Genomic DNA, 22033 nt, shown 5'->3' on the forward strand with positions numbered 1-22033 from the left:
TCCTGAGGGCAAGTTGATGTCGAAACCGGGTACTCGTGACCGACGCAGGCAGTTCTGGGTCGATCCTGAAGTTCAAGGTGGTTTGGCGATGCGAGTCGCCATGTATTGGATGATCTGCCTGTTGAGTGTCGGCGCGGTAATGATCATTGGCGCGGCACTTGGCGATCTGAATTCCCCGGTAACCGCGGCCAGCAGCGCCTTGTGGAATTACTTCATTCCCTCGGCCGTGGTTAGCTTGTTCGTGCTGCCGATCATGATTCTGGACAGCATCCGCCATAGCAATCGCTTCGTCGGAGCCATCGCGCGATTCAAGAAGGCGATGACACGTCTGGCCGACGGAGAAACAGCAAGCCCCTTGATCCTGCGCGAAGGGGATGCCTGGAAATGCCTGGCAGAGCAATACAATCGGATTGCTCTGCGTCTGGAAGAACTCGAGTCTGCTCAGAACGAGCCGACCACGGAAGCCTCTTCCACAAAGAAGGAAGAGGCACTTTCAACCTAAGCGAGTTGGTTCGGGACGCGGCCTATCGGCGGTCGCGTCCACCACCGCCACCACTTCCGCTGCCACGACGACGACGGCCATTGTTGCGACCACCTCGTTCGTGAGGGCGTGCCGGTGGAGCCGTTTCGTGACGGGTGATGTTGGCATCGACCATGGCGGAAACCGCGTCGGTCCACGAAGGAATCTTCTTGTGCTTATCCTTCGGCCGATCGTCCTGGTCGTCGTCACGGCGGCGACGCGAAGAACGCGAACGTCCACGAGCTGGTGCTTCGTCGGCGTCGTCTTCCATGTCGAGGTCTAGATCGTCATCGAAGTCGTCGTCATCGTCATCGTTGCGAGCTTCGCTTCGACGATCGCTTCGCGAATCGGTCGACGATTCACCATCGCCAGACTTACGCGAACGACGGCGGCGGCGGCGACGACGGGTTGGGCGAGGTTCATCATCGCCATCTTCCTGGTCGTCGTCACGCGAGTCGCGACTTTCGACTTCAGCGTCCGCATCGGCGTCGAAGTCGTCATCCGACGAGCTTTCGCGGGCGGTCACTTCGGAATCGTCGTCACTCGATCGCGAACGGCGACCACGGCGACGACCACGAGAGCGGCGACCACGCTTGCTCGAACGGCCTTCCGATTCTTCTTCGTCACGTGGTTCGTCTTCGACTTCCACTTCGGCGACTGGTTCTACTTCATCTTCGTCTTCGCTCGTACCTTCGTTCAGGAAGATACCATCGAAGCCTTTGAAATCTTCGTCGCTGGTCGGAACCGACTTGCCGCCGGAACGTCCCATGATCTGCGAAGCACGGTCTTCTTCTGGCGAGCGTTCCAAAGGCTTCTTGAAGGCAGCCAGATGGGGGCTCTCGAAATCTTCTTCCGCTGCTGCTGGCTTGGGCTGTGGTTCTGGTTCTGGGGCCTTCTTCACTTCCGGGGCAGCCGTTTCGAGAACGACCGGGGCCTCTTCCACAACGGCTTCTTCTTCGTCTTCGTACTCGTCTTCTTCCTCTTCAGCGGCCGACAAGCCGAGCATCGACGAGAGCGAGGCCCAGTGGCTACGCTTCTTGCTCTTCTTTTTACGTGGCTTCGGAGGTGCTTCGGCGACGACTTCTTCCGTCGCGGCGACAGGCTCTTGATGAGGAGGTTCGACGATCTCTTGATTGTCGACGGGGCCGTCAGAGACTTGCGAAAGTTCGTCTTCGACCTGGATGTTTGCTTCTTCGGTGGTCGCTTCCGCTTCCTCCGCGGCTTCTTCTTCAGCTACTTCCGCAACCGCTTCTGCTTCCTTAGCGGCCTGGGCCGCGGCTTCCGCTTCGGCGGCTGCTTGTTCGGCGGCCTGTTTGGCAGCGGCTTCAGCAGCTTCGGCTTGCGCCAATTCTTCTTGCGAAATCGCCCCGATTTGAGCGGCGAGAGAACGCCAATGTCCGGCTTTGTTAGAACTGCTCATGTACTGATACCCGGTGTCCGGGCAATGCCTTCCTGCATTTAAAAGGTGTCCCCCACGGGGTACTTGCGGGCCTACTCCAGGCTCTACGCGGTGACCTCACGCTTCTTACGACAAATTTGCGGTCACCAACCCTGACGGCGGGGATGCTTGCATATTCCTGCCATCATACCGCGGAGGGATTATTTTGGGAAGGTGATTCAGGCTCAGAAGATACGCCCGCCGTCAAGGTCCCCCCAATCGATCAAGAAATAACAACACGCCAAGTCGTCTCGCAAACGACTCGGCGTGCTGAATCCCCCTACGGATTTTTCATTTAGTTCGTTGGGTACATCGAGAAAGTACCGTTGTTCGCTACGTTAAACAGCGGACGATAGTAGTTTTTGCCGGCACTGGCCGAACTGCAGGCCCGTGGGTACCACACGAGGTTGATACCAACATTCCAGGTCTCGCAGACGCATGGATCGTCGCTTCCCTCACCACCTCGGGGGATGAGGTAGAGGAAATTGCTTTCCACAGCCAGGCATTTGGTGATCGGAACGTTCAGGTCAGCTCCGATCAGACCCATCTCGGTGTCGGTCCAACCGCCCGAGAATCGCATTTCGCCACCACAAACCTCCAGAGGAGTTCGGTAAAAGAACGCGAACATGTTGTTTGGCTGGAACGAGCCTGAGGCGGTCGATGGAACCGATGCCCCTGGCAGGGTGATCTGCTCGTCGATGTCGCTGGTCTGGTCCGAAGCGGTGAACCAGAAACCAAATTCGCCCTGGCACTGGAACTTCCAGCTCAATTCACCACGAATCTGGCTGGCGTCGATGTCGTAGTACCAGTGATCGTTCATGTGGTCGTAGACGATACCACCCTGCCAGCCCCAGTCGACGCGGCGGAAAACACCGGCGGTCAGGAAGAACTGGTCGCGATGATCGTCGGTGAAGCTCGCACCATGCAGGTTCGCATTCGAGCCATTCACACCCAACTGGACGCCCAGGCCGGTGCTTCGCGAGACCAAGGGAGCACCCCAGTTCACGCCATACAGGAAGCCAAAACTTCCATCCATGCCAGCATTCATCGGGCCTTTGAAGCCTTCGACACCGGCTCGGACCGAGAGGTTTTCCAGCGGCAAGCTGAAACAAAGGGGGAAACAGATCGTTGGGCAAGTACCACAAGTTCCGCAGTCGCCGCCACACTGCGATCCGCCCTGGCAGGACGAACAGCCAGGCGAGCCTGGAACAGTGTGGTAGGTCATCGGATCGTGGATCCCGGCGATGGCCGGACCTTCCATGATGATTTCGCCTTCCATGGGCATCGGCTCGCCTGCCGACTCACTCAAAACCGAGTAGTCGACCGGTTGGATATCGCCGGCCTGGATCTTCGACGCCACATAACTGGCGCGGGCGACGCGTTGCCGAGCAGCAAACACGCGATCTTGATCGGTAGAAAACAGACTTCGGATCGCCCGGGCGGGCGATGGCGGTCGGTTGAAATCTTCAGTAACAGTGTGTGGCAGTTTAGCTGGCTCACGAGGTTCCGCCGCGGGAGCGAGATCCGCAACGACACCACCGCAAACAGCGGTCAGCAAAGCCAGGATACAGGGGAAGACTCGCATGGTCTTACCTTCCTTCGACAAATGAAACACCGGGGGGGACGGTTCAATCAACAGCGCGGTACCTCGCTGTCCTTATCGTCATCGGCATCCGCAAACTCAGCTCTTTCGGAAAAGTTGAAATAACCCGCAAAGTTTTCCCAGATATCCTCAAATTGAATCTGCCAGCACTTAGCGGTACCTCCTAAAGCTCTCATTTGCCCACAGAACAATAATCTGGGTAATCTTGCGAGGAGTTATCGGTTGATCCGATTGTTCTGTTTTTTTGTGGTGTAGCGACTCGATAAATGATTCCGTTGACCCAACACCGCTATGATGCGTCGCTACGACGCTTCCGTACTTCGAGAAGGATCTCAGATGATGAAAACGCAACTTCTGGCCGCCGCCGTCGTGCTGGTTACCAGCGTTCAAGCATTCGGCCAATCGTGTGGATGCGATAACCACCACGTTGTGGCTCGCCCAGTCGCTAGCTGCGGCTGCGATCGCTGCTGCACGCCTTGCCACCGTCCACTGCTGGAACTGGTGGAAGGTATTGGCTGCACTCTGCACTCTACGGCCAGCACCCTGAAGAATGGCGTTCACCGCCTCTTCCACCCAATCACGTTCAACGGCTGCGGCTGCTACAAGCCAGCTCCTTCGTGTGGCTGCGATACTTGCGGCAGCGATACCCACTGGGAATCGCACGAAATGATGTCGTCGCCAAAAATGGAATACGTCGAACCATCGCACCCTTCGGTGCCAACGATCCCTGGTCCTCCGACGACTCCTTCCACCGAGCCATCGCACTTTGAAACTCCCGGCAAGTGGCAGCCGGTCGGCACGCAGGCCAAGCGTTCGTCGGCTCAGGTCAGCCACTACACCAAGCGAGTGACTCCCGCGTCCACCGCGCGTCCCGCTACCTACTATGCCCCAACGCGAAGCAAGTAGTCGCCGCTAACTTGCCTTCCAAACGGCATACCTGCCAACAAAAAAAAGAAGGGGAGTCCACGGTGACTCCCCTTCTTGTCGTTTCTTGAAGATCGCCAGGAATTAGATCGTTGCCAGCACTGCATCCAGATCGGCCATCAGGTCCTCCGGGGCTTCCAACCCAACCGAGATTCGGATCAGTTCATCTTTGATCCCATGGGCCAGGCGGTCGGCTCGGTCGTAGCTGGCATGCGACATCGATGCTGGCTGTTCTATCAGCGATTCGACCGCCCCCAGGCTGACAGCCAACTGGAAGAGCTTCGTGTCTTCGCAAACCTTCTTGGCAGCTTCATACCCGCCGACTACCTCGAAGCTCATCATCGCGCCGAAGCCACCTTCCATCTGGCGAGCTGCAATGTCGTGCCCTGGATGCGATGGCAGGCCAGGATAAAGGACCCGCGAAACCTTGCGGTGCTCGTTTAAGAACTCGGCGATCTTCTGGGCCGAGCGGCATTGCTCGCGAACACGTAGCTCCAGCGTCTTGATCCCACGCGACGCGAGGAATGACTGGAATGGATCGAGCACGGCACCGGTGGCGTTTTGAATGAAGTAAAGCCGATCGAACAGGGCCTTGTCCTTTACCACCAATGCTCCACCCAGCACATCACTGTGCCCCGCCAGGTACTTTGTCACCGAGTGCTGAACGATATCGATCCCCAGTTCCAGCGGCCGCGTTAAAACAGGCGTTGCGAACGTGCTGTCGACCCCCAGCAAGATGCCATGCTTCTTGGCGATCTCGGCACAGGCTTTCAGATCGGTGATCGACATCAGCGGGTTGCCGGGGCTTTCGACCCACATCAACTTGGTGTTGGGCTGAATGGCCGCTTCCAACTGTTCGAGGTTGGTGGAGTTGGCCAGCGTGATGCCGACGTTGTTCTTCTGCGTGATCTTGTGCAGCAGGCGATAAGTCCCGCCATAGATATCGGTGCCGGCGACGATGTGGTCGCCACTTTCCAGCAGCATCGTCGCACAGTGCGTGGCCGCCATGCCGGAAGCAAACGCCAAGGCTCCGCAGCCACCTTCGAGTTCCGCCAGCGTGGTTTCCAAGTTCTTACGCGTTGGATTCCCGCTTCGCGAGTAATCAAACTCGCCCCATTCGCCGGCCCCTGGCTGCACAAAGGTCGAAGCCACATGAATCGGTGGCACGACAGCGCCCGTTTGTGGATCCTTTTTGTTGCCAACGTGAATTGCTCGGGTACGGAACTGCATGGGTATCTTCTTTGCCACGAGGTTAGCGGGGAAAACACCGATTCTAGCCCGCTGGGCTGTCATCGGAAGTTGCCATCGAAAAAACAGCGGCCGTCGATCGAACATCGCGGCCGCTTTTGAAATATCGATAAGGTCCAAGGTAAACGACTACGCGTTGTCCAGGGCCTGCTTCAGGTCGGCGATCAAGTCGTCGGTATCTTCAATGCCGCAAGCGATGCGAATCATGTTGTCGTAGATACCAAACTTCGCACGATTCTCGGGCGTCTGCTGGTAATAGCTCATCACCAGTGGCTGCTCAATCAACGATTCGACACCACCAAGGCTCGGGGCGATCTTGAAGATCTTCGCGTTGTCGACCACGTTAGCAGTCTTACGCCAGTCGGCCCCCTTCACATTGAAGGTCACCAGACCACCAAAGCCACGCATCGTTTCTTTGGCGACCGAGTAATAAGGATGCGACTCGAGACCTGGGTAGTAAACCTTTTCGACCATCGGGTGCGACTCGAGAAAGCGTGCCACGGCCAGACCGTTGGTGTTGTGGCGTTCCATTCGCAGCGAGAACGTCTTCAGACCGCGAAGCAGCAAGTAGCAGTTGTGCGGTGCATTGATGCCACCCATCACGCCACGAAGCTGACGGACGTCGGCCAGTTGTTCTTCGCTCCCAATGATCGCACCTGCCAACAGGTCGTTATGGCCTGCCAGGTACTTGGTAGCCGAATGCAGAACGTAGTCGACACCGTATGACAGTGGCGAAAGGTTGTAAGGAGTCGCCAGCGTGGCATCGATCAGCGTTTCGACACCATGTTTCTTGCCGATCGCGGTGAACTTCTCGAGATCGACGCAACTGAGGTGCGGGTTGGTGGGCGATTCGCTGATCAGCATCTTGGTGTTGGCGTCGATCGCCTTTTCCATCGCGTCGTAGTCGCCGGTCTTCACCGTCTTGGTTTCGACACCGAAGCGGGCCAGATGTTTGCCGCAGAATTCTCGGCTGCGGTGATAACATTCGTCGAAGAAGACGACGTTGTCGCCCGAGCTGACCTTGGCCATCAGCAGCCCGACAAACGCGGCCATGCCACAGGAATAGAGGACAGCCGATTCACCACCTTCGATGGCGGCCAGCTTGGCTTCGGCGGTCTTTTCGCCAGGATTGCCGTAGCGACCATATTCTTCGCGGACCTGTTTCTCTTCGATATACCGGATGATCGAGTCGGTATCTTCAAAGGTGTAGGTCGATGCGCAGAAGATTGGGTCGGTGATCGAGTTACCCGGCTTCATCCGGGCTTCGCCACCTTGCACAGCGGTGGTCGACGTTCCTCGATTGGTATTTTGTTCAGGTGCCTTAGACATGCCGGGGTTCTCGTAAGCGATGCGGGAGAAGCAGCAGATCAAAAAGGCGAGCCTAGCCTTCAAGAACGCGGCGAATCCCAAATGTTTGATAGGGCCGCAGCATGTGATCTGTATTCAAGAATGATTGTCGCAGGGAAGCGACAACGGCACTTTAGCAGATAGGCTGCAAGCGGCCACAAATCCCTATTAAACCAGCCCTGAGTGTAACCGCCGCTTTCGAGCCCCGCAACGGGCCCCCTTTTTCTATTTTGTCATCGTCGATCTGCAAATTTGCGAGCCGGTCCGGCAAAAACCGTTGCGACAGAAGGCCCTGAAATCCTCGACCGACACGCACGATCGACCGCCTCCGACAGGGGGAGGAGTACCCTCGCAGTTTGTGTAATCGTCAAAACTTGCTACTTGAAGTGCCCATCGATTGACTCTACAACCGAGACTTCGTTTTCCATCCCAGTCACGGATTTCGGATGGAAAGACCGCTTCGTTTCCCGCCCCACGGAGGTTGTTCTCCCGATGACCCGTTTCCCCCTCGCCCTTTTGTTGACGATCGCTCTGGCCACTTCACTGCAGGCCGCTCCTGAATCGCAGGATGCCCAACCCAAGAAGGAAGCAGGCACGCAACAAGCTGCGGAAACTAAGAAGGCCGAAGACACCAAGTCGGCCGACGACGAGTTCCTTCACAAGCACCCGACCCTGGTGAAAATGTGGAAGCACTCGAACGAGATTCGCGCTCGCTACCAATTGCATGCTCAGCGAATCAGTCCCGAACTTACCAAGGCCGCCCAAGACCATGCCTGGTACATGGCTCGCACCGGTCAGTTCAGTCACTCGGTCAATGGTGGCTTCGTGGCTCGTGCCCGACGCCATTCGTACCCTGGTTCCCCGTACGGTGAAATTATTCTGTACGGCTCGAGCAACATTTCCGATTGCTTCAACGGTTGGTTGAACAGCCCCGGTCACCGGGCGATCTTGCTCAGTGGTGCTCGCGAAGTCGGTTATGGCTACGCCATCAGCCGCAACGGTACCGCCTATTGGGTTGGCGTTTTCGGTAACTAAACCAACCGACGACCCAAGACCCCGTTAAAAAAACAGAACGGCCGAAAGGGATTCCCTTGCGGCCGTTTTTCATGCAATGGAACCAACTTGCAAGGTTCCACTAATCAGTTTGCTTTTCCCAGCAGACGAACTCTTGATTGTCGGCGCTGGCCATCGCCGCGATCATCGGCCCGAAGTCGAACCCAGGCAAATGATCTCCCAGATACGAGATCAAACCGTCGGTGCCTGAAAAGGATTGCGGAATGGCAACGCGGTTGTCATCCGTTTCGAGAACAAAAAAGACATCCTCTTCAAACGGCCCTCGATCGTTGGTCTCGATCGCGACCCGCACCAGATCTCGCCAGGCAATACGAACGACACGGCGGCGTGTGAAAGCCATCGAAACGCCTTCGTCATCGCAAATAACCGCCGTCGATGGTGGCGGTGAAAAGCAAGCTTCTACCCAATCCCAAACAGTCATGGCAGTCTCCTTTTCTTGACAAGAAGGACACCGCCATGGACCGCAGGTTCGGGAAATCGTGGGCTAGTCTTTCAGAACGATTTCGCCCAGGTCGTTCGCACCGTCGGCGTTGATCGTAACTTCGATCTCCGACTTCTTGAAGTCGCTGTACTTCTTCGGCACGAGATTCTTTTCTCGCAGGCCGATTGGCTCGCGAATTTCGGTCACGATGTTGCCTTGGGCATCGACCAGTTGTACTTTGCTGATCGCGACTCGATGCGTTCCTTCGGTCAGACCATCGCCTGATTCAAAGGTCCGTGCCTCGAAATAGCCCCGAGAGTCGGTCAGTGCCGAGCCCCCTTTGCCTCCTTCGGCAGAAGTGGGCTGGAAGGTCACTACGGCGTCCGCCACCGGATTGCCCTGGTAAGTCACCGTTCCGAACGCTCGATAAACGGGCGGCCGGCCACGGGTCCATTTGTCGTCCTTCTTACTACCGCAGCCACCGATCAGCGCGACGAGCATCAAGGCAGCCAAAAGCGATTTGGCTGCTATCCATCCATTAGTCATATCTATGGTCCTTTCTGTGGTGTGACGGATTAAAGGTTGGCGTTCGTTTCGCCACCATCCTTCGATCCTAAAGCACCCCAAACGCCGAAAGGACTCTGGCCACTGGCAACCGGCGTTGCCGAGAGGTTGCCGGTATCGATTGTTTCTGGAATGAACCGCACCGAACCATCGGCAAAGACCGACATCGCACCGCCTGGGTGGCGGCTGGAAGCCGTATAGAGGCCGCCACCACCTTGCGAGCTACAGGTCGCGCTGTTGGGCGGCAACACGGTGGTTACGGCGCAGTAGCCAGGTCGACCATCTTGCCAGCGATTACCATGGCAGCGGTCCTGAGCATGCAAAGTCGCCGTTGGGTATTCGTTGCCCACCAGGTACGCACGGCATGCCAAAGCGTTGTTAGTCGAAGACCCGGCTGCTCGACCAAGTTGATTCGACGACGGAGCAATGATCGTTTCGCTCATCGCCATCGTGTTGCTCAAGCCGTCGGTGATGTCACGGAATCGGGTGTAAATGCCATAGCCAAACAAACCGCGGATTCCGGTCTCCGGATCGTTGGGACCTGGCGAACCACCCCAGCGATAGTTGTCGCCGGCATTTAGCGCGTAGTTCAGTGGAGCATACAACGCAGGTCGGTCGGTGCTGACGGGGGCATTTAAACCATCCGATGGGCACTTGAAACCGTCGATCTCGCCGACATAGCCCGAGTTCGCACTGGAAGACCACACCTGATTCTTGGCCGTATAAATCTGATCGTACCGGGCTCCCTGTTCGATGAACGGAAGCAAGTTGACGAAAGCACTATGACGCAGAGGAGGCGAATTGACCGCTGTCGCCCAGTCTGGACCGCCCTGACGAGGTGGCAAGGCCAGGTAGGTATCGTGATAGTTATGCATCGCGAGCCCCATTTGCTTCAAGTTGTTCGAGCAACTCATTCGCCGGGCAGCTTCGCGGGCCTGCTGGACTGCCGGCAGAAGCAGGGCAATCAACACGCCGATGATGGCAATCACAACCAAGAGTTCGACCAGCGTAAAGCCAGCACGACCGAGACGCACGCGGTGCATAAACGTAGACCAATAGTAATAAGGAAGAGATGGGAATGCTGAAAAGCAAAAGCCATCAAAATGCTAGAGAAATCTGGTCAGAATGTCAATTTCAAAAACCACTATGCGCATTTAACGGGGAAGCAATACACATTAAAAATCTATACCAAGCATGCGTTTTTACTTTCCGCCAGCTTCGTGTACCCCTCACTGGCGCTAGTTGCCACCGCAACGTAAAGGATCTATACCAGCGGAAGTCGTTCTCTTTTTGCTTTGGGATATGGTTATGCTTCGCCTCTTCGCTTTCGCCCTGCTTTTGACGGCCGCGACCTCGGTTTCCGCGTCCAACTATGTCGTCGTGGTCTCTCAAGAGACCCAGGCAAAACCGCAGTGGAAAGAAGTCGTCGACGCGCTGGTTACCCGGCATTCGGCTGAGGTGGTCACCTTTGAAAAGAGCCCGACCGAATCGCTGCCGTCTCTGCAAAAATCTTTCCCCCGCTATACCTGTTTCGTCGCCACGCCAGCCGAAGCAGGCCGCACGTTCGTGGCAACCGTCCATCAGCTAACCCGTAGCCTGGACGACGACCCTTATACCGATACCCGCTGGGCGATTCTCACCGGATACGAAGCCGCGAACGCCTTGAAAATCGCCACCTACGATAAGCCGCTCGTCGTGCGTAAAGTCGCGTCTGGCACCGACATCGAGCTAGAGGCCTGTGAAGAAGGGATGTGGTACGACGAGTTGGTCAAGAATCGTCATGTCCGCAAGCTTCCCGGCGGCAAGGTCGAGGAACTGAAGGGCCCCGACGACACGACAGCTAACCTGGTGGCAACCTTGAACGACTATCATGCCGACCTGTTTGTTGCTTCCGGCCACGCAACCGAACGAGACTGGCAGATCGGTTTTCGTTATCGCAATGGATATTTCCGCTGCCGTGATGGACAGTTATACGGCATCGATACCAGCGGCACCGAGCATCCGGTGGATTCGGCCAATGCCAAGATCTATATGCCGATCGGCAACTGCTTGATGGGACATATCGACGGCGAAAAGGCGATGGCGGTGGCCTGGATGAACTCGGCCGGTGTGAAGCAGATGCTGGGCTACACCGTCCCGACCTAGTTTGGTTATGGTGGCTGGGGTGTCCTCGATTACTTTGTCGAGCAGCCTGGACGCTATACCTATCAAGAAGCCTTCCTGGCAAATCATCACGCGCTCATCCATCGCCTCAACGACCCTTCCACGCCCAAGCAGGAGCTTCGCGGACTGGCCTACGACCGTGATACCGTGGCGTTCTATGGCGATCCGGCCTGGGAAGCTCGGATGTCGGACGGGCCTCAGTGGTTCGATCAAACGCTGACCCAGTCAGGCGACAGCTACACGCTGACGATCACGCCCAAAAGGGGCGAACAAAGCTTCGACACGGTCAACAAGAATGGTTCGCAGCGAGGTGGACGGCCGTTTATCGCTTACCTCCCGCAGCGTCTGACCGACATTCAGGTCACCGCCGGCAAAGAGTTCGCGCCGGTAATTACGGACGATTTTATTCTTTTCCCTCGCCCTGAAACGTGCGATCCTAAGAAGACCTATCAAATCCAATTCACTGGTCGCCCCATCGCTCAAGAGTAATCCCATCATGCGCCGCCTGCCTATCGTCTCCGCTGCCCTGCTCTATTGTCTTCCCGCATTCGCTTTTGCCGAACCTGCGGCTCCCACCAAACCGCCAGGCGAACTGCAGTTCGCCGATCAGTTCGAGCGAGACGAAACGGTTCCTGGCAAAGAGGAACTCGGAGAAGGCTGGACGACCAACAGCCCTTGGCGAGCGAAGGGACATCAGCAGGTCGATCTTGTCGAAGGCTCGATTCACATTACCCGCTACCCGGAAGCTGACCATGGCGTAGCGGTGTTCCATCCGGTTGACTTCACCGATGGCACGGTGCGGCTCAAGTTTCGCATTGGCAAGGGCGATCAGCTTGGTGTCGACTTCGCCGACAAGTCGCTGAAGACCGTCCACGCCGGGCATCTCTGCATCGCCAACATCACACTCGATAAGCTGGTGATCAACGACTCGAAAACAGGCCGCATGGATCTGCAGATTCGTGACCGAATCTTGGCGAAGGAGAAGTCGCCCGAGCTGACGCAGTTGCTCAAAGAAAAGTCGGCGGTCTTCCCGCTCAAGTTGAAGGCCGATACCTGGTACCAGCTACAGATTCAGATCACAGGCAACCAGATGACCGTTTCGATCGATGGTGCCGAGGTGGGCCGTTTAGAATCGGAAGGGATTGCTCACCCCACGAAAAAGCACATCGCCTTGGCCGTGAAGAAAGAGGCCTGGGTCGACGACGTGCAGATCTGGAAGGCCAAGTAACCTGCCGTGAGCGGTGCTACTTCAGCGCCGCTTTCAATGGGCAATTGCTGGGGATCTCGCGTCCCTGGCGATAGAGGTGCAGCAGTTCTTTCGACCGCTGAGCCAACATTCGTCGCACCTCGCGTCGCTTGCCTTTGACGCGGGGGATTGTCATCGTGTCGTAGGCGGTCGTTTGATGCCGCATCCAGGCAATCACTGCCGACTCGGCGCGGCGTTCGATTGGGATCCGCTTGGTTCGTGCTACGGTGCCGCTTCCGACTGGGGTGGCATGCGTCGTGACAGCCTTCGCGAAGCGATTGGCCAGGGCGTCGTAGTCGGGATGAAAGTCGATAAACGCGAGCACCGCGCCGTGAAAGTCTTCGACGTATTCGTTCTGGACTTTCTCTCGTCGGTCCGCGGCTGCCTTCTGCTTCTTGGCATACGCCTCAGTCGATCGCTCGGCGTCGAGTCCGGCCCGCATCTTCTCAATAGTGGCGGTCGGAGCCCAGACCCCACGCGAGAACATCTTGCGGCCCTTCTTCTCTTGCACCACCCAATGATCGCCAGCCGCTTTGACTCGGCGTGTTAGCCCTGCGTCGCCTGGGGGCAACAGCGACCATCCTTTCGGAACCGTCAGTACCATTCCGGTAACATCACGGACCGTTCCTTCCCGAGGGCCGGGGCTGAACGTGGGGCTGCTCATCGATATCCTTTCCACTCGAAAATCTTCCGTGGACTTCACGCGGATAAGCGGAAGCGTCAGATGTGATGGAGATGGTCATCTTCTTCCGGCAGAGTGCCTGCCATCAGACGACCGATCGGTTGGGTCGTTTTGAATCGCATCAGCACGATTCGCACGCTGGCAGTAATGGGTGCCGCCAGCAGCATGCCAACCGGGCCCCATAGCATGCCGAAGAATGCCAGAGCCAACAAGATGGTGGCTGGGTGAAGTTGCAGACCATCTCCCATAATCTTCGGTTCGATCACGTTCCCCATGGTCATCTGCACAGCCCCTGGCAAGGCAACCGCCAAGGTGATAGTCATCGGGGAATCGAACTGCACGATCGCGATCGGAATCGGCAACAGTGTGGCGATGATCGAACCAATCGAGGGGATGAAATTCAAACAGAAGGCAATCAGTCCAAACATCGAAGCGAACTGCATCCCAATCATCGACAGACAGCCCCACACCAACAACCCGGTCACCCCCGAGATAAAGAACTTGGTGGCGATGTATTTCCGAACGTTGCGGTCGATCTCGGCATAAAGCCCCTTCGAGATCTTGTACGGATCGCGCCCCGCCAGCAGGAAGCCGACGAAGATCGATGTCAGCACCGTGCTACTGATAATGTTCAGCAGCGTTGCCCCGGCCTGGGTGGCCAACTGGGGTGCTTCCTGGCGGATCTGATTCATGAACGAACGAAAGAGCTGCTGCGTTCGATTGACCTTCTTTTCTTCTTTACCGGACTTCTCGTCAGAGCTTTCCGTGCCGTCCTTTTCATTGGACTTGGAATCGTCGGCCGAGTCTTCTGCCGGAGCTGCCTCGTCAGTGCTGACAGGGTCAGAGTCGGCGGTCATCGGTGCGTCATCAGGCGAAGCAGATTCATCTTCGGTTGACTCTTCGGGCGATTCATCCGAGCCACTCTCGTCGGTGGGTGGTTCCTCTTCAGCCGGTTCCGCAGAACCATCGCCGGCATCTGAGTCTTCCGTTTCCTCGATCGGAACTTCCGGGATCTTAATCAGTGGAGGCGTATCGCCCCCTTCTTCAATCCCGCTGATCTTGTCCATCACGCGCGAAGCCCATTCGAGCGGGCCTTCGAGTCGATGCTCGAGCTTGGCCATGAATGCCTTGTCGTTGGCAACGGCAGTCATGTTCTGGACGACCGTCGATCCAAGAAATGCCATCAGCACCAGGACCAACACCACCATCAAAAGTGTCAACGAAACCGCAATGAAGCGACTGAACTTCAGCCGAATCATCTGGAAGTCGACGATCGGTGCCACGAGGTAGTTAAGAAATAACGCGAGCGTAAACGGCACCAGAACCGCTCGGGCATAGCTGAGCCCGAACGAAAACGCCACGAATGCCAGCACCAGAAGTGCCCCGGTCTGAAGCCACGATTGTTCTTCCGTTAGCTTCTTGACCGATAGTCCTTCCTGATTCATCGGTTCTCCCCTGTTCGCCTTTCTCTACGATGTCGGAAGGTATTATCCCCGCGACATGGGTAGGCGTGCAATGGGATGGATCGGGCGAATCGGCTACTGGCTGAGCTCTTTTGTCAGATCTTGCAGCAAGCGGGGAACATAGCTGCCCATTCGAGGTGGGGCCTGCTTCGATCCATTAGGGAGTTTTGCCAGCACCGGGGCGAGCGGCTTGGCCTTTTCGTCCATGGCATCGATGGAATTCAATGCCAGCATCGAAACATAAACGCCGTTTTCAACAGGATCGGCCAATGGCCCTAAGGTCTCGATCGCTAACTGGACATCTTCGTCGTTGCCATAGCAGCCCAACGCTTCCGCCGCGATACAGCGTACGCTGAGGGACTCATCTTCCAGTGCCGCGCGAAGCTGCGATCGGGCCTGGTCGACACCCTTTTCCTTCTGCATCAAAATCCCGAGTGCCGCCCAATAACGAACGACGTTGTCGGAGTTACTCAGCAGGTTCGTCAAACGTGGCAACTGATTCGGATCGCGTCGCGAAGCCATCGCTGCAGCGGCCATCACGTTTTTCATCTCGTACTGCTGCTCGTCGTGTCCCCATTCATATGGCGAACGATCGCCTCGCTTCTTGTGGATCTCGTCTTCCGGCAGAAAACCGATGTCGCGAATCTCGAGTTGCCACTTCGTCAACGCGGTCTTCAGTTCTTCGAGCTTCGCTTGGGCCTTCGGGTGATCGGCGATGTTATGAACCTCGTCCGGATCGTTTTGCAGGTCGTACAGTTCTTCGGTTGGCTTCTCTTCCCAGAAAGCACTCTGAGCTTCGTTCAACTTTCCTTCGTCATACATCTGCTTCCAGACTTGGGTGGTCGGCGTCTGGAACATGTAGTCGATGTGCTGACCGTAGATCTTGTGCGGCATGAAATTGCGGATGTAAACGTAACGACCATCGGTCACCGTGCGGACCATGTCGTAGCGTTCGTCCATGCGCCCGCGGAAACCAAACATGTACTTGGGCGGCTTGGTCTGAAATTCGCCCATGAACGCATCGCCTTGCATCCATGGCTTCGGCTCGACACCGGCCAGGCTCAAAACGGTTGGGGCCAGATCGATGAAACCGACCAGCCGATCCGACACACCGCCGACCTGGTATTCTTTCGGAGCCAGATCTTTGTATTTCTCAGGCACATGCACGATCATCGGCACGTGCAGCCCAGAGTCGTATGGCCAGCGTTTGCTGCGAGGCATCCCGCTTCCATGGTCGCCGTAATAAAAAATAATCGTGTCTTCTTCCAGGCCGTCTTCCTTCAATTGCTTCAATACGCGGCCGACCTGCTGATCCATCTCGGTGATCTTGTCGTAGTACTGTGCCCAGTCGCGTCGTACTTCAGGAGTGTCCGGATGATAAGCAGGCACACGAGCCTTGGCCGGATCATGCACTGGCGTATGAGGGCGTTTGCGAATCTGGCTTTCGTGACTCACCGTGAAGTTGAAGACCGAGAAGAACGGCTTCCCTTCCGGGCGATCTCGCCAATGGGCCTTGCCGCTGGAGGCATCCCAGACGAATCCATCTTTGCCGAGGTTGTAGTCTTCCTTGGAATTGTTCGTACAGTAATAGCCTGCTTCATGCAGGTAATACGGGAACATGTGGAAGTCGCTCGGCAGCACGGTGTTGCTTCGCATGTGCTCGGCACCGGTCGCCGGTGGATAGATGCCCGAAATAATCGTTGTACGAGCCGGGGCACAAACGGGTGCGTTCGACCACGCACGCTTGTAACGCATGCCCTTCGCTGCGATCGAATCGATATTCGGCGAGTCGGCATACTTGTCGCCGTAGCACCCCAGTTCCGGGCCGTTGTCTTCGCTGGTGATCCACAAAATATTGGGCAGCTTCTGAGTTGTGGCATCCTCGGCGAATGCCGAGCCAAGCGGGGCAACAAGCCAAAGCGCGACAACAAGCAAAACCATGCGCGACATGAAGGGGCTCTCTGGGGCTGGTGGGAATCGGGGGGATTGGAAGAGGTGCTGGCACCGAAGTGACCTTCATCCTACCTCGCCGGAAACCGTTTGTCATTCATTCCCTGATCCTGAATTTTCCTTGCTGGCATCGACGATCTTGTTGAAAATACGCAGACCTCAACCCCCATCTTCGTCGAAAGCCCACCATGCCCCCTTCTCTGCCCCCAATCATCGATACGCATCAGCATCTTTGGGATCCGGAACAGCTGGATCTTCCCTGGCTGAAGAACGCCGGACCGCCTCTCGCAGGTCGGCATTGGGCAGAAGAATATCGCACGGCGACCGAAGGCGTGCCGATCGCCGCTTCGATTTACATGGAAGTCGACGCCGATCCTGCGCAAAAGCTTAAAGAAGCGGACTTGGTGCTGAAGCTGATCGAATCGGATTCGAGCCCAACCAAGGGAGCCATCCTCTCGGCGAACCCAGGCGCCGATGGCTTTCGCAAATTTGTCGATCGATTTCGTAACGACGACCGGGTCAAAGGGTATCGCCAGGTCCTTCATGGCGGAACGACGCCTGCCGGTTATTGCCTCAGCGAAAAGTTCATGGCGAACTGCCGCTACCTCGGATCGCAGGGCAAGACCTTCGATCTCTGCCTGCGAACGCCGGAATTGCGGGATGCCGTCCGGTTGGCGGCGGCCTGTCCCGAGACGACGTTTGTGATCGACCACTGCGGCAACGCCGATCCGAAAGCGTTCTTCACGAAAGACGATACGCGCAACGTTCGCCCGTCGCACGATGCTCAGCGGTGGCGTGACGACATGATCGAATTGGCGCATCAGCCTAATTTACATTGCAAGATTTCGGGAATCGTTGCCCGCGTGCCCGATGAATGGTCCGCCGATGATTTGCGGCCGATTGTCGAGCATTGCCGCGAAACATTTGGTGAGTCGCGAATTGTGTTTGGCAGCGACTGGCCGGTCTGCAAGATGGGAGCGAGCTTGAAAGAATGGGTTGCCGCCCTGGCTGAAATCATCGCTCCTTGGCCACGCGATGCTCAGCAGAAACTTCTGAGCGAAAACGCTCGCAAGATCTATCACCTCGCATAGAAGCGACGCATTCGAAAAAAGAAAGCGAGGACGCCTGCTGCCGCACGACGTCCCCGCTTCCAGGGTTCACTTGTTTACCTTACCGATTGGCTTAGCCAATGTTGCAAGGATGGAACAGGTCGTCAATTTCCGACATATCTTCGGCGATGACGTCAATTCCTTCCGATTCTTCCGCTTCGCCGGTGGCGGCGGCGGAAACAGCGATCAGGATGCTATCGGCGTCGACCTTCGAGCCGCCCAGACCGGTATTACCCAGGTCGTCGGTCACGATGGTCAGCGTGGCATTCCCTTCAAAGTCGGCATTCGGCGTGTAGATCAAACCGTTGAGCAACGAGTTGATCTGATCGATCGAACCGATCAGCTTGTGACGGTCGCTCTCGAAACCGTTCGACAAGGTGAGCACACCGCTATCGACACTGACGGTCACTTCGACCAGGGCGTCCCCAGCATCGGCATCCGACACCGAGATGGCGTTGCCGTTGGCATCGTCAAAGACGATTGGGGTGACCGAATCGGTAGCCTGATCGCCAGGAACCGAGTTCACAGGGGCCGCGTTCTGATTTTCGGCACCGCTAGGAGCGGAGACGGTAATCGTCACAGTAGCATCCGAGGTCAAACCAAGGGCATCAGTCACGGTGTAGGTGAAGTTCACCACTTCCGGTTCCGCCAGGTCTTCAAAGTTGCCATTCGGATCGAAGGTCATGCTGCCATCGGCATTCAGCGTCAGCAGAGCACCCGATTCGAGTTCGATTGGCGTACCGACGTTAGCAGCGTCACCGTTGACGGCCGAGACCGACAAGACGTCGCCGTTGTCTGCATCGGTATCGTTCATCAGAACGCCCGAGACAGTCAGCGTCAGGGCCGTGTCGGACTGGGTAGCGAAGGCATCGTCACCCGCGACAGGAGCGTCGTTCACACCAGTGACGGTGATCTCGACATCGGAAGAAACCGAAGCACCTGAGCTATCGGTCGCGGTGTACGAAACCGTTTCGACCGCGGTCTCCCCTTCGGCCAGACCAGCGTACTGATCGGCTGGATCGAAGCTGAGGCTACCGTCGGCATTGATTACAACGATCGCACCCGAATCGAATTCGATGACGTTACCGACGTTCGCGGCATCGCCGTTCACTTCGGTAACCGTCAGGGCATCGCCACTGTCGTTGGTCAACACACCGCTCGCATCCACGTCCAATGGCGTGTTCGCGTCGGTACCGAAGCTATCGGCTTCAGCCGTTGGGCCCAACACAACTTCGTTCACCGTCAGGACGAACGTTTCGACCGTGGTCTCTTCGCCATCGCTCACGCTGATGGTGATGGTAGCCGAACCGGTTGCCCCAGCCAGAGGCGTGACCACCAAGGTCTTATCGGCACCGTCGCCAGTCAGAATGATACCAGTCGGATCGACCAATTCGGCATTGTCCGATTCGACACTGACGACCAGTTCTTCCACTGCCGTTTCAGCGTCACCAATGGTGAAGACGAGCGGGTCGGTGGCGGTGTCTTGATCAATCGTTTGATCGTCGACCGAGGTCACGGTTGGAACGGTGTTTTCGGCACCGACTTCACTTACGGTCAGCACGAAGGTTTCGACCGAAGTCTCTTCGCCATCGCTCACGCTGATGGTGATGGTGGCCGAACCCGTCGCACCTGCCAGCGGCGTGACGATCAAGGTCTTATCAGCACCTTCACCGGTCACGATGATCCCAGCTGGATCGACCAGTTCCGCGTTGTCCGATTCGACGGAGACCGTCAATTCTTCGGCAGCGGTTTCGGCGTCACCAATGGTGAACAGCAGTGGATCGGTCGCGGTGTCCTGATCAATCGCTTGATCTTCGACCGAGCTGATGGTTGGAGCGGTGTTGCCAACGCCCACTTCATTGACAGTCAGAACGAAGGTTTCGATCGAAGTCTCTTCACCGTCGCTCACGCTGATGGTGATCGTTGCCGAACCCGTCGCACCTGCCAGAGGCGTAACGACCAGGGTCTTTTCGGTACCGTCGCCGGTCAGAATGATGCCGGTCGGATCGACCAATTCAGCATTGTCCGACTCGACGCTGACGACTAGTTCTTCGACGGCCGTTTCGGCATCACCGATGGTGAAGACGAGCGGATCGGTAACGGTGTCCTGATCGATCGTCTGGTCATCGACCGAAGTGATCGTAGGAGCGGTGTTACCGACACCGACTTCGTTGACAGTCAGGACGAAGGTTTCGACTGAGGTTTCTTCGCCATCGCTCACGCTGATGGTGATCGTGGCCGAACCCGTCGCACCTGCCAGAGGCGTGACCACCAAGGTCTTTTCGGCACCGTCGCCGGTCAGAATGATACCGGTCGGATCGACCAGGGCGGCATTGTCCGACTCGACACTGACGACCAACTCTTCGGCAGCCGTTTCAGCATCGCTGACGGTGAAGGCCAGCGCATCGGTCGCCGAATCTTGATCGATCGTTTGATCGTCGATCGTCGTGATCACGGGCGGCGTGTTCTCGGCGACAACTTCCGAAACCGTCAACACGAACGTTTCGATCGTCGTTTCTTCGCCGTCGCTCACGCTGATCGTGATCGTGGCCGAACCGGTCGCACCTGCCAGCGGCGTGACGACCAATTCGCGATCGGCACCTTCGCCGGTGATCACCATGCTGGCCGCGTCGACCAGGTCGGTGTTGTCCGACTCAACCGAAACGGTCAGTTCTTCGGCAGCAGTTTCAGCGTCACCAATGGTGAATGCCATCGGATCTGTAGCCGTGTCCTGATCGATCGACTGGTCTTCCAGCGGCGAAATGGTAGGAACCGTGTTCGCAGCTTCCGAAATGGTCAGCACGAACGACTGAGCATCGGCCAGGCCATATTGATCGACAGCCAGAACGCGAATGATGTATTCGCCTGCTTCGACTTCCGCGCCAGGGGCGATCGAAAGCGTGGCTTCGCGACTGCCTGGTTCCTGGGTCAGAGTGACATAGTCAGGCGTTTCGACATCGAGCAGCAGGAACAGTTCGTCCCCTTCGTTCGGGTCGGTGGCGGTGATAATGAATTCATCACTCTGGCCTGCTTCCACTGCCTGGTCGGCAATTGGCAAAAGGTCTGGAGGATGATTCACCGCGATGGTGCTGGTAGCGACCGCACTTTCATATTCGCCGTCGCTTACCGAGATCTCAACCAAACGCGAGGCTGGATCCGCGTCCAGATTCGTGTTGTTGTAGGTCAGCGACTTCAGGGCGTTGGCGTAGTTTTCAGCAGTATCTTCGCCGGAGAGGATGATCGAGCCATCCGCGTATTCGACGGTGATATTGGTGCCTTCCACGTTGATCGAAAGCGACTCGGCTTCACTATCCATCGGATTGGTGAGCGTCACCTTGGCCGACTGAATCATGTCGTCGTTTTCGTCTGAGACCGTCAGATCGCTATCGACAACACTGACCGGGCCGTGACCAACCTGGAAGACGGCATCGTAATCGATTCCTTCCTGGTCTTCGCCATTGAGGTCGACAACCGGTCGGCCAACACGAACGTCGATTAGCAGCTCTTCGACGTCGGCACTGGACGGCTGGCCGTTTTCAACGGCAATGATTTTAACACTGTACAGACCTTCCTGCTCGGCAGTTGGGGTCCACTGGAAATCGCCTGAGAAAGTCATCGACATCCCTTCAGGCCGCTCGTCTCCATCGGGATCGAGCTGATACATGACCATCCTTGGCCCATCTTCCCCTTCCGTAACCGTTGCGCCCAGCTCGCTGAGATTGAAGCTCAGTGTTTCGCCTGCGAATACGGTTTGCGTGGGGACCGCTGACAAATCCAAGTCCAGCGGAGTTCCACTCAACATGCTGCGATCTTCCAATTGTTCCCCGAGAGAAGACTTGAACTTGGGGCGTTTGAATCGCATTGAGAATCTCCGTTTAATCAGATGGGCAATCGTGAGCCACGCTCCCTTGCGCAGCTGGTTCGAGTGGCATTGTGCGTTCGACTTGAGAAAGTTCCACGGTGCGAAAAGTTTTTTGGGAACTTACTTCACCGATAGCGTTGTCGAAGCTGATGAAAGAATTACGCTGCGATCGTAAATGCCTGATGAATGCACCTGCTACCAATCAGAAGCCGCTTCTTTCAGAGAGCGATTTCAAGTGCATCGTATTTGCCGTAAGTCCAGCGACAGCCCCTATTCTTGAAGACTTCGCGCGCAGTTTATCAAGAGGTCCACATCCATTGCTCATCAACATGTGGGCACCTATCTATGCATGCAGGTAGCACCCGGAAAATCTTTAGAATTCGACTCAAGTTATTGTCGCCAGTCCAAACTGTCCAACG

18 protein-coding genes are annotated in these 22033 nt (G+C 56.7%); 7 read left to right on the forward strand and 11 right to left on the reverse strand.

The features are described 5' to 3' along the window. Window positions 1-16: 16 nt before the first annotated feature. A complete protein-coding gene (locus AB1L30_RS24805; protein WP_367017015.1) occupies window positions 17-502 on the forward strand; it encodes a hypothetical protein in 486 nt (161 codons plus the stop codon). A gap of 22 nt (window positions 503-524) precedes the next feature. Here the strand turns inward: AB1L30_RS24805 and AB1L30_RS24810 are convergent, their stop codons facing one another. Both AB1L30_RS24810 and AB1L30_RS24815 read right to left on the reverse strand, forming a co-directional pair. After that, entirely contained in the window at window positions 525-1940 is a 1416-nt protein-coding gene (locus AB1L30_RS24810; RefSeq protein ID WP_367017017.1) for a hypothetical protein, read from the reverse strand. 313 nt (window positions 1941-2253) lie between these two features. Continuing rightward, a complete protein-coding gene (locus tag AB1L30_RS24815; RefSeq protein ID WP_367017018.1) occupies window positions 2254-3543 on the reverse strand; it encodes a DUF6666 family protein in 1290 nt (429 codons plus the stop codon). A 354-nt stretch (window positions 3544-3897) separates the two neighbouring features. Here AB1L30_RS24815 and AB1L30_RS24820 point away from each other — a divergent pair, with 354 nt between their 5' ends. Continuing rightward, entirely contained in the window at window positions 3898-4467 is a 570-nt protein-coding gene (locus tag AB1L30_RS24820) for a hypothetical protein (RefSeq protein WP_367017019.1), read from the forward strand. A 102-nt stretch (window positions 4468-4569) separates the two neighbouring features. Here the strand turns inward: AB1L30_RS24820 and AB1L30_RS24825 are convergent, their stop codons facing one another. Together AB1L30_RS24825 and AB1L30_RS24830 are read right to left on the reverse strand one after the other, a co-directional pair. After that, entirely contained in the window at window positions 4570-5715 is a 1146-nt protein-coding gene (locus AB1L30_RS24825) for a PLP-dependent aspartate aminotransferase family protein (protein WP_367017021.1), read from the reverse strand. 147 nt (window positions 5716-5862) lie between these two features. After that, a complete protein-coding gene (locus AB1L30_RS24830; protein ID WP_367017023.1) occupies window positions 5863-7062 on the reverse strand; it encodes an aminotransferase class I/II-fold pyridoxal phosphate-dependent enzyme in 1200 nt (399 codons plus the stop codon). 510 nt (window positions 7063-7572) lie between these two features. Between AB1L30_RS24830 and AB1L30_RS24835 the strand changes: the two genes are divergently transcribed. Then, window positions 7573-8115: a CAP domain-containing protein gene (locus AB1L30_RS24835; RefSeq protein ID WP_367017025.1), complete on the forward strand. Its 543-nt coding sequence runs from the start codon at window positions 7573-7575 to the stop codon at window positions 8113-8115. Between the two features lie 100 nt (window positions 8116-8215). Here AB1L30_RS24835 and AB1L30_RS24840 read toward each other — a convergent pair whose 3' ends face one another. The 3 genes from AB1L30_RS24840 to AB1L30_RS24850 form a co-directional block, all read right to left on the reverse strand. After that, window positions 8216-8575 carry a hypothetical protein gene (locus AB1L30_RS24840; RefSeq protein ID WP_367017026.1) on the reverse strand — a complete coding sequence of 120 codons (360 nt, stop codon included), beginning with the start codon at window positions 8573-8575 and terminating at the stop codon, window positions 8216-8218. Between the two features lie 63 nt (window positions 8576-8638). Next, window positions 8639-9121: a carboxypeptidase-like regulatory domain-containing protein gene (locus tag AB1L30_RS24845; RefSeq protein WP_367017028.1), complete on the reverse strand. Its 483-nt coding sequence runs from the start codon at window positions 9119-9121 to the stop codon at window positions 8639-8641. 29 nt (window positions 9122-9150) lie between these two features. Continuing rightward, entirely contained in the window at window positions 9151-10182 is a 1032-nt protein-coding gene (locus AB1L30_RS24850; RefSeq protein ID WP_367017029.1) for a DUF1559 domain-containing protein, read from the reverse strand. A 265-nt stretch (window positions 10183-10447) separates the two neighbouring features. Here AB1L30_RS24850 and AB1L30_RS24855 point away from each other — a divergent pair, with 265 nt between their 5' ends. The 3 genes from AB1L30_RS24855 (at window position 10448) to AB1L30_RS24865 (ending at window position 12530) form a co-directional block, all read left to right on the forward strand. Further along, window positions 10448-11284 carry a hypothetical protein gene (locus AB1L30_RS24855; protein WP_367017030.1) on the forward strand — a complete coding sequence of 279 codons (837 nt, stop codon included), beginning with the start codon at window positions 10448-10450 and terminating at the stop codon, window positions 11282-11284. Window positions 11285-11485: 201 nt separating this feature from the next. Continuing rightward, window positions 11486-11791 carry a hypothetical protein gene (locus AB1L30_RS24860; RefSeq protein ID WP_367017032.1) on the forward strand — a complete coding sequence of 102 codons (306 nt, stop codon included), beginning with the start codon at window positions 11486-11488 and terminating at the stop codon, window positions 11789-11791. Window positions 11792-11798: 7 nt separating this feature from the next. Beyond that, entirely contained in the window at window positions 11799-12530 is a 732-nt protein-coding gene (locus AB1L30_RS24865; RefSeq protein ID WP_367017034.1) for a family 16 glycoside hydrolase, read from the forward strand. A gap of 16 nt (window positions 12531-12546) precedes the next feature. On the opposite strand, the gene AB1L30_RS24870 is transcribed toward AB1L30_RS24865, so the two are convergent. From AB1L30_RS24870 to AB1L30_RS24880, 3 genes are all read right to left on the reverse strand, one after another. Then, a complete protein-coding gene (locus tag AB1L30_RS24870; RefSeq protein ID WP_367017036.1) occupies window positions 12547-13212 on the reverse strand; it encodes a DUF2293 domain-containing protein in 666 nt (221 codons plus the stop codon). Window positions 13213-13268: 56 nt separating this feature from the next. Then, window positions 13269-14675 (reverse strand): AI-2E family transporter, encoded by a 1407-nt coding sequence (locus tag AB1L30_RS24875; protein ID WP_367017037.1) that lies wholly within the window; start codon window positions 14673-14675, stop codon window positions 13269-13271. Window positions 14676-14768: 93 nt separating this feature from the next. Beyond that, complete coding sequence (locus AB1L30_RS24880) at window positions 14769-16643, reverse strand: sulfatase-like hydrolase/transferase (protein ID WP_367017039.1); 1875 nt, start codon at window positions 16641-16643, stop codon at window positions 14769-14771. 188 nt (window positions 16644-16831) lie between these two features. On the opposite strand from AB1L30_RS24880, the gene AB1L30_RS24885 reads away from it, so the two are divergent. Then, window positions 16832-17734, forward strand: coding sequence for an amidohydrolase family protein (locus tag AB1L30_RS24885; RefSeq protein ID WP_367017041.1), 903 nt, complete (start codon window positions 16832-16834; stop codon window positions 17732-17734). A gap of 91 nt (window positions 17735-17825) precedes the next feature. On the opposite strand, the gene AB1L30_RS24890 is transcribed toward AB1L30_RS24885, so the two are convergent. Beyond that, the gene (locus AB1L30_RS24890) at window positions 17826-21614 is read right to left on the reverse strand and encodes an Ig-like domain-containing protein (RefSeq protein WP_367017043.1); all 3789 of its coding nucleotides are present in this window, start codon (window positions 21612-21614) and stop codon (window positions 17826-17828) included. Window positions 21615-22033 lie beyond the last annotated feature (419 nt).

This window comes from Bremerella sp. JC817 (assembly GCF_040718835.1).
Classification (GTDB): Bacteria; Planctomycetota; Planctomycetia; order Pirellulales; family Pirellulaceae; genus Bremerella.

What these genes read in the sequence shown, in the direction of transcription:
- AB1L30_RS24805 (WP_367017015.1), top strand. Translation starts at nt 17, where the DNA reads ATGTCGAAACCGGGTACTCGTGACCGACGCAGGCAGTTCTGGGTCGAT.
- AB1L30_RS24810 (WP_367017017.1), bottom strand. Translation starts at nt 1,940, where the DNA reads ATGAGCAGTTCTAACAAAGCCGGACATTGGCGTTCTCTCGCCGCTCAA.
- AB1L30_RS24815 (WP_367017018.1), bottom strand. Translation starts at nt 3,543, where the DNA reads ATGCGAGTCTTCCCCTGTATCCTGGCTTTGCTGACCGCTGTTTGCGGT.
- AB1L30_RS24820 (WP_367017019.1), top strand. Translation starts at nt 3,898, where the DNA reads ATGATGAAAACGCAACTTCTGGCCGCCGCCGTCGTGCTGGTTACCAGC.
- AB1L30_RS24825 (WP_367017021.1), bottom strand. Translation starts at nt 5,715, where the DNA reads ATGCAGTTCCGTACCCGAGCAATTCACGTTGGCAACAAAAAGGATCCA.
- AB1L30_RS24830 (WP_367017023.1), bottom strand. Translation starts at nt 7,062, where the DNA reads ATGTCTAAGGCACCTGAACAAAATACCAATCGAGGAACGTCGACCACC.
- AB1L30_RS24835 (WP_367017025.1), top strand. Translation starts at nt 7,573, where the DNA reads ATGACCCGTTTCCCCCTCGCCCTTTTGTTGACGATCGCTCTGGCCACT.
- AB1L30_RS24840 (WP_367017026.1), bottom strand. Translation starts at nt 8,575, where the DNA reads ATGACTGTTTGGGATTGGGTAGAAGCTTGCTTTTCACCGCCACCATCG.
- AB1L30_RS24845 (WP_367017028.1), bottom strand. Translation starts at nt 9,121, where the DNA reads ATGACTAATGGATGGATAGCAGCCAAATCGCTTTTGGCTGCCTTGATG.
- AB1L30_RS24850 (WP_367017029.1), bottom strand. Translation starts at nt 10,182, where the DNA reads ATGCACCGCGTGCGTCTCGGTCGTGCTGGCTTTACGCTGGTCGAACTC.
- AB1L30_RS24855 (WP_367017030.1), top strand. Translation starts at nt 10,448, where the DNA reads ATGCTTCGCCTCTTCGCTTTCGCCCTGCTTTTGACGGCCGCGACCTCG.
- AB1L30_RS24860 (WP_367017032.1), top strand. Translation starts at nt 11,486, where the DNA reads ATGTCGGACGGGCCTCAGTGGTTCGATCAAACGCTGACCCAGTCAGGC.
- AB1L30_RS24865 (WP_367017034.1), top strand. Translation starts at nt 11,799, where the DNA reads ATGCGCCGCCTGCCTATCGTCTCCGCTGCCCTGCTCTATTGTCTTCCC.
- AB1L30_RS24870 (WP_367017036.1), bottom strand. Translation starts at nt 13,212, where the DNA reads ATGAGCAGCCCCACGTTCAGCCCCGGCCCTCGGGAAGGAACGGTCCGT.
- AB1L30_RS24875 (WP_367017037.1), bottom strand. Translation starts at nt 14,675, where the DNA reads ATGAATCAGGAAGGACTATCGGTCAAGAAGCTAACGGAAGAACAATCG.
- AB1L30_RS24880 (WP_367017039.1), bottom strand. Translation starts at nt 16,643, where the DNA reads ATGTCGCGCATGGTTTTGCTTGTTGTCGCGCTTTGGCTTGTTGCCCCG.
- AB1L30_RS24885 (WP_367017041.1), top strand. Translation starts at nt 16,832, where the DNA reads ATGCCCCCTTCTCTGCCCCCAATCATCGATACGCATCAGCATCTTTGG.
- AB1L30_RS24890 (WP_367017043.1), bottom strand. Translation starts at nt 21,614, where the DNA reads ATGCGATTCAAACGCCCCAAGTTCAAGTCTTCTCTCGGGGAACAATTG.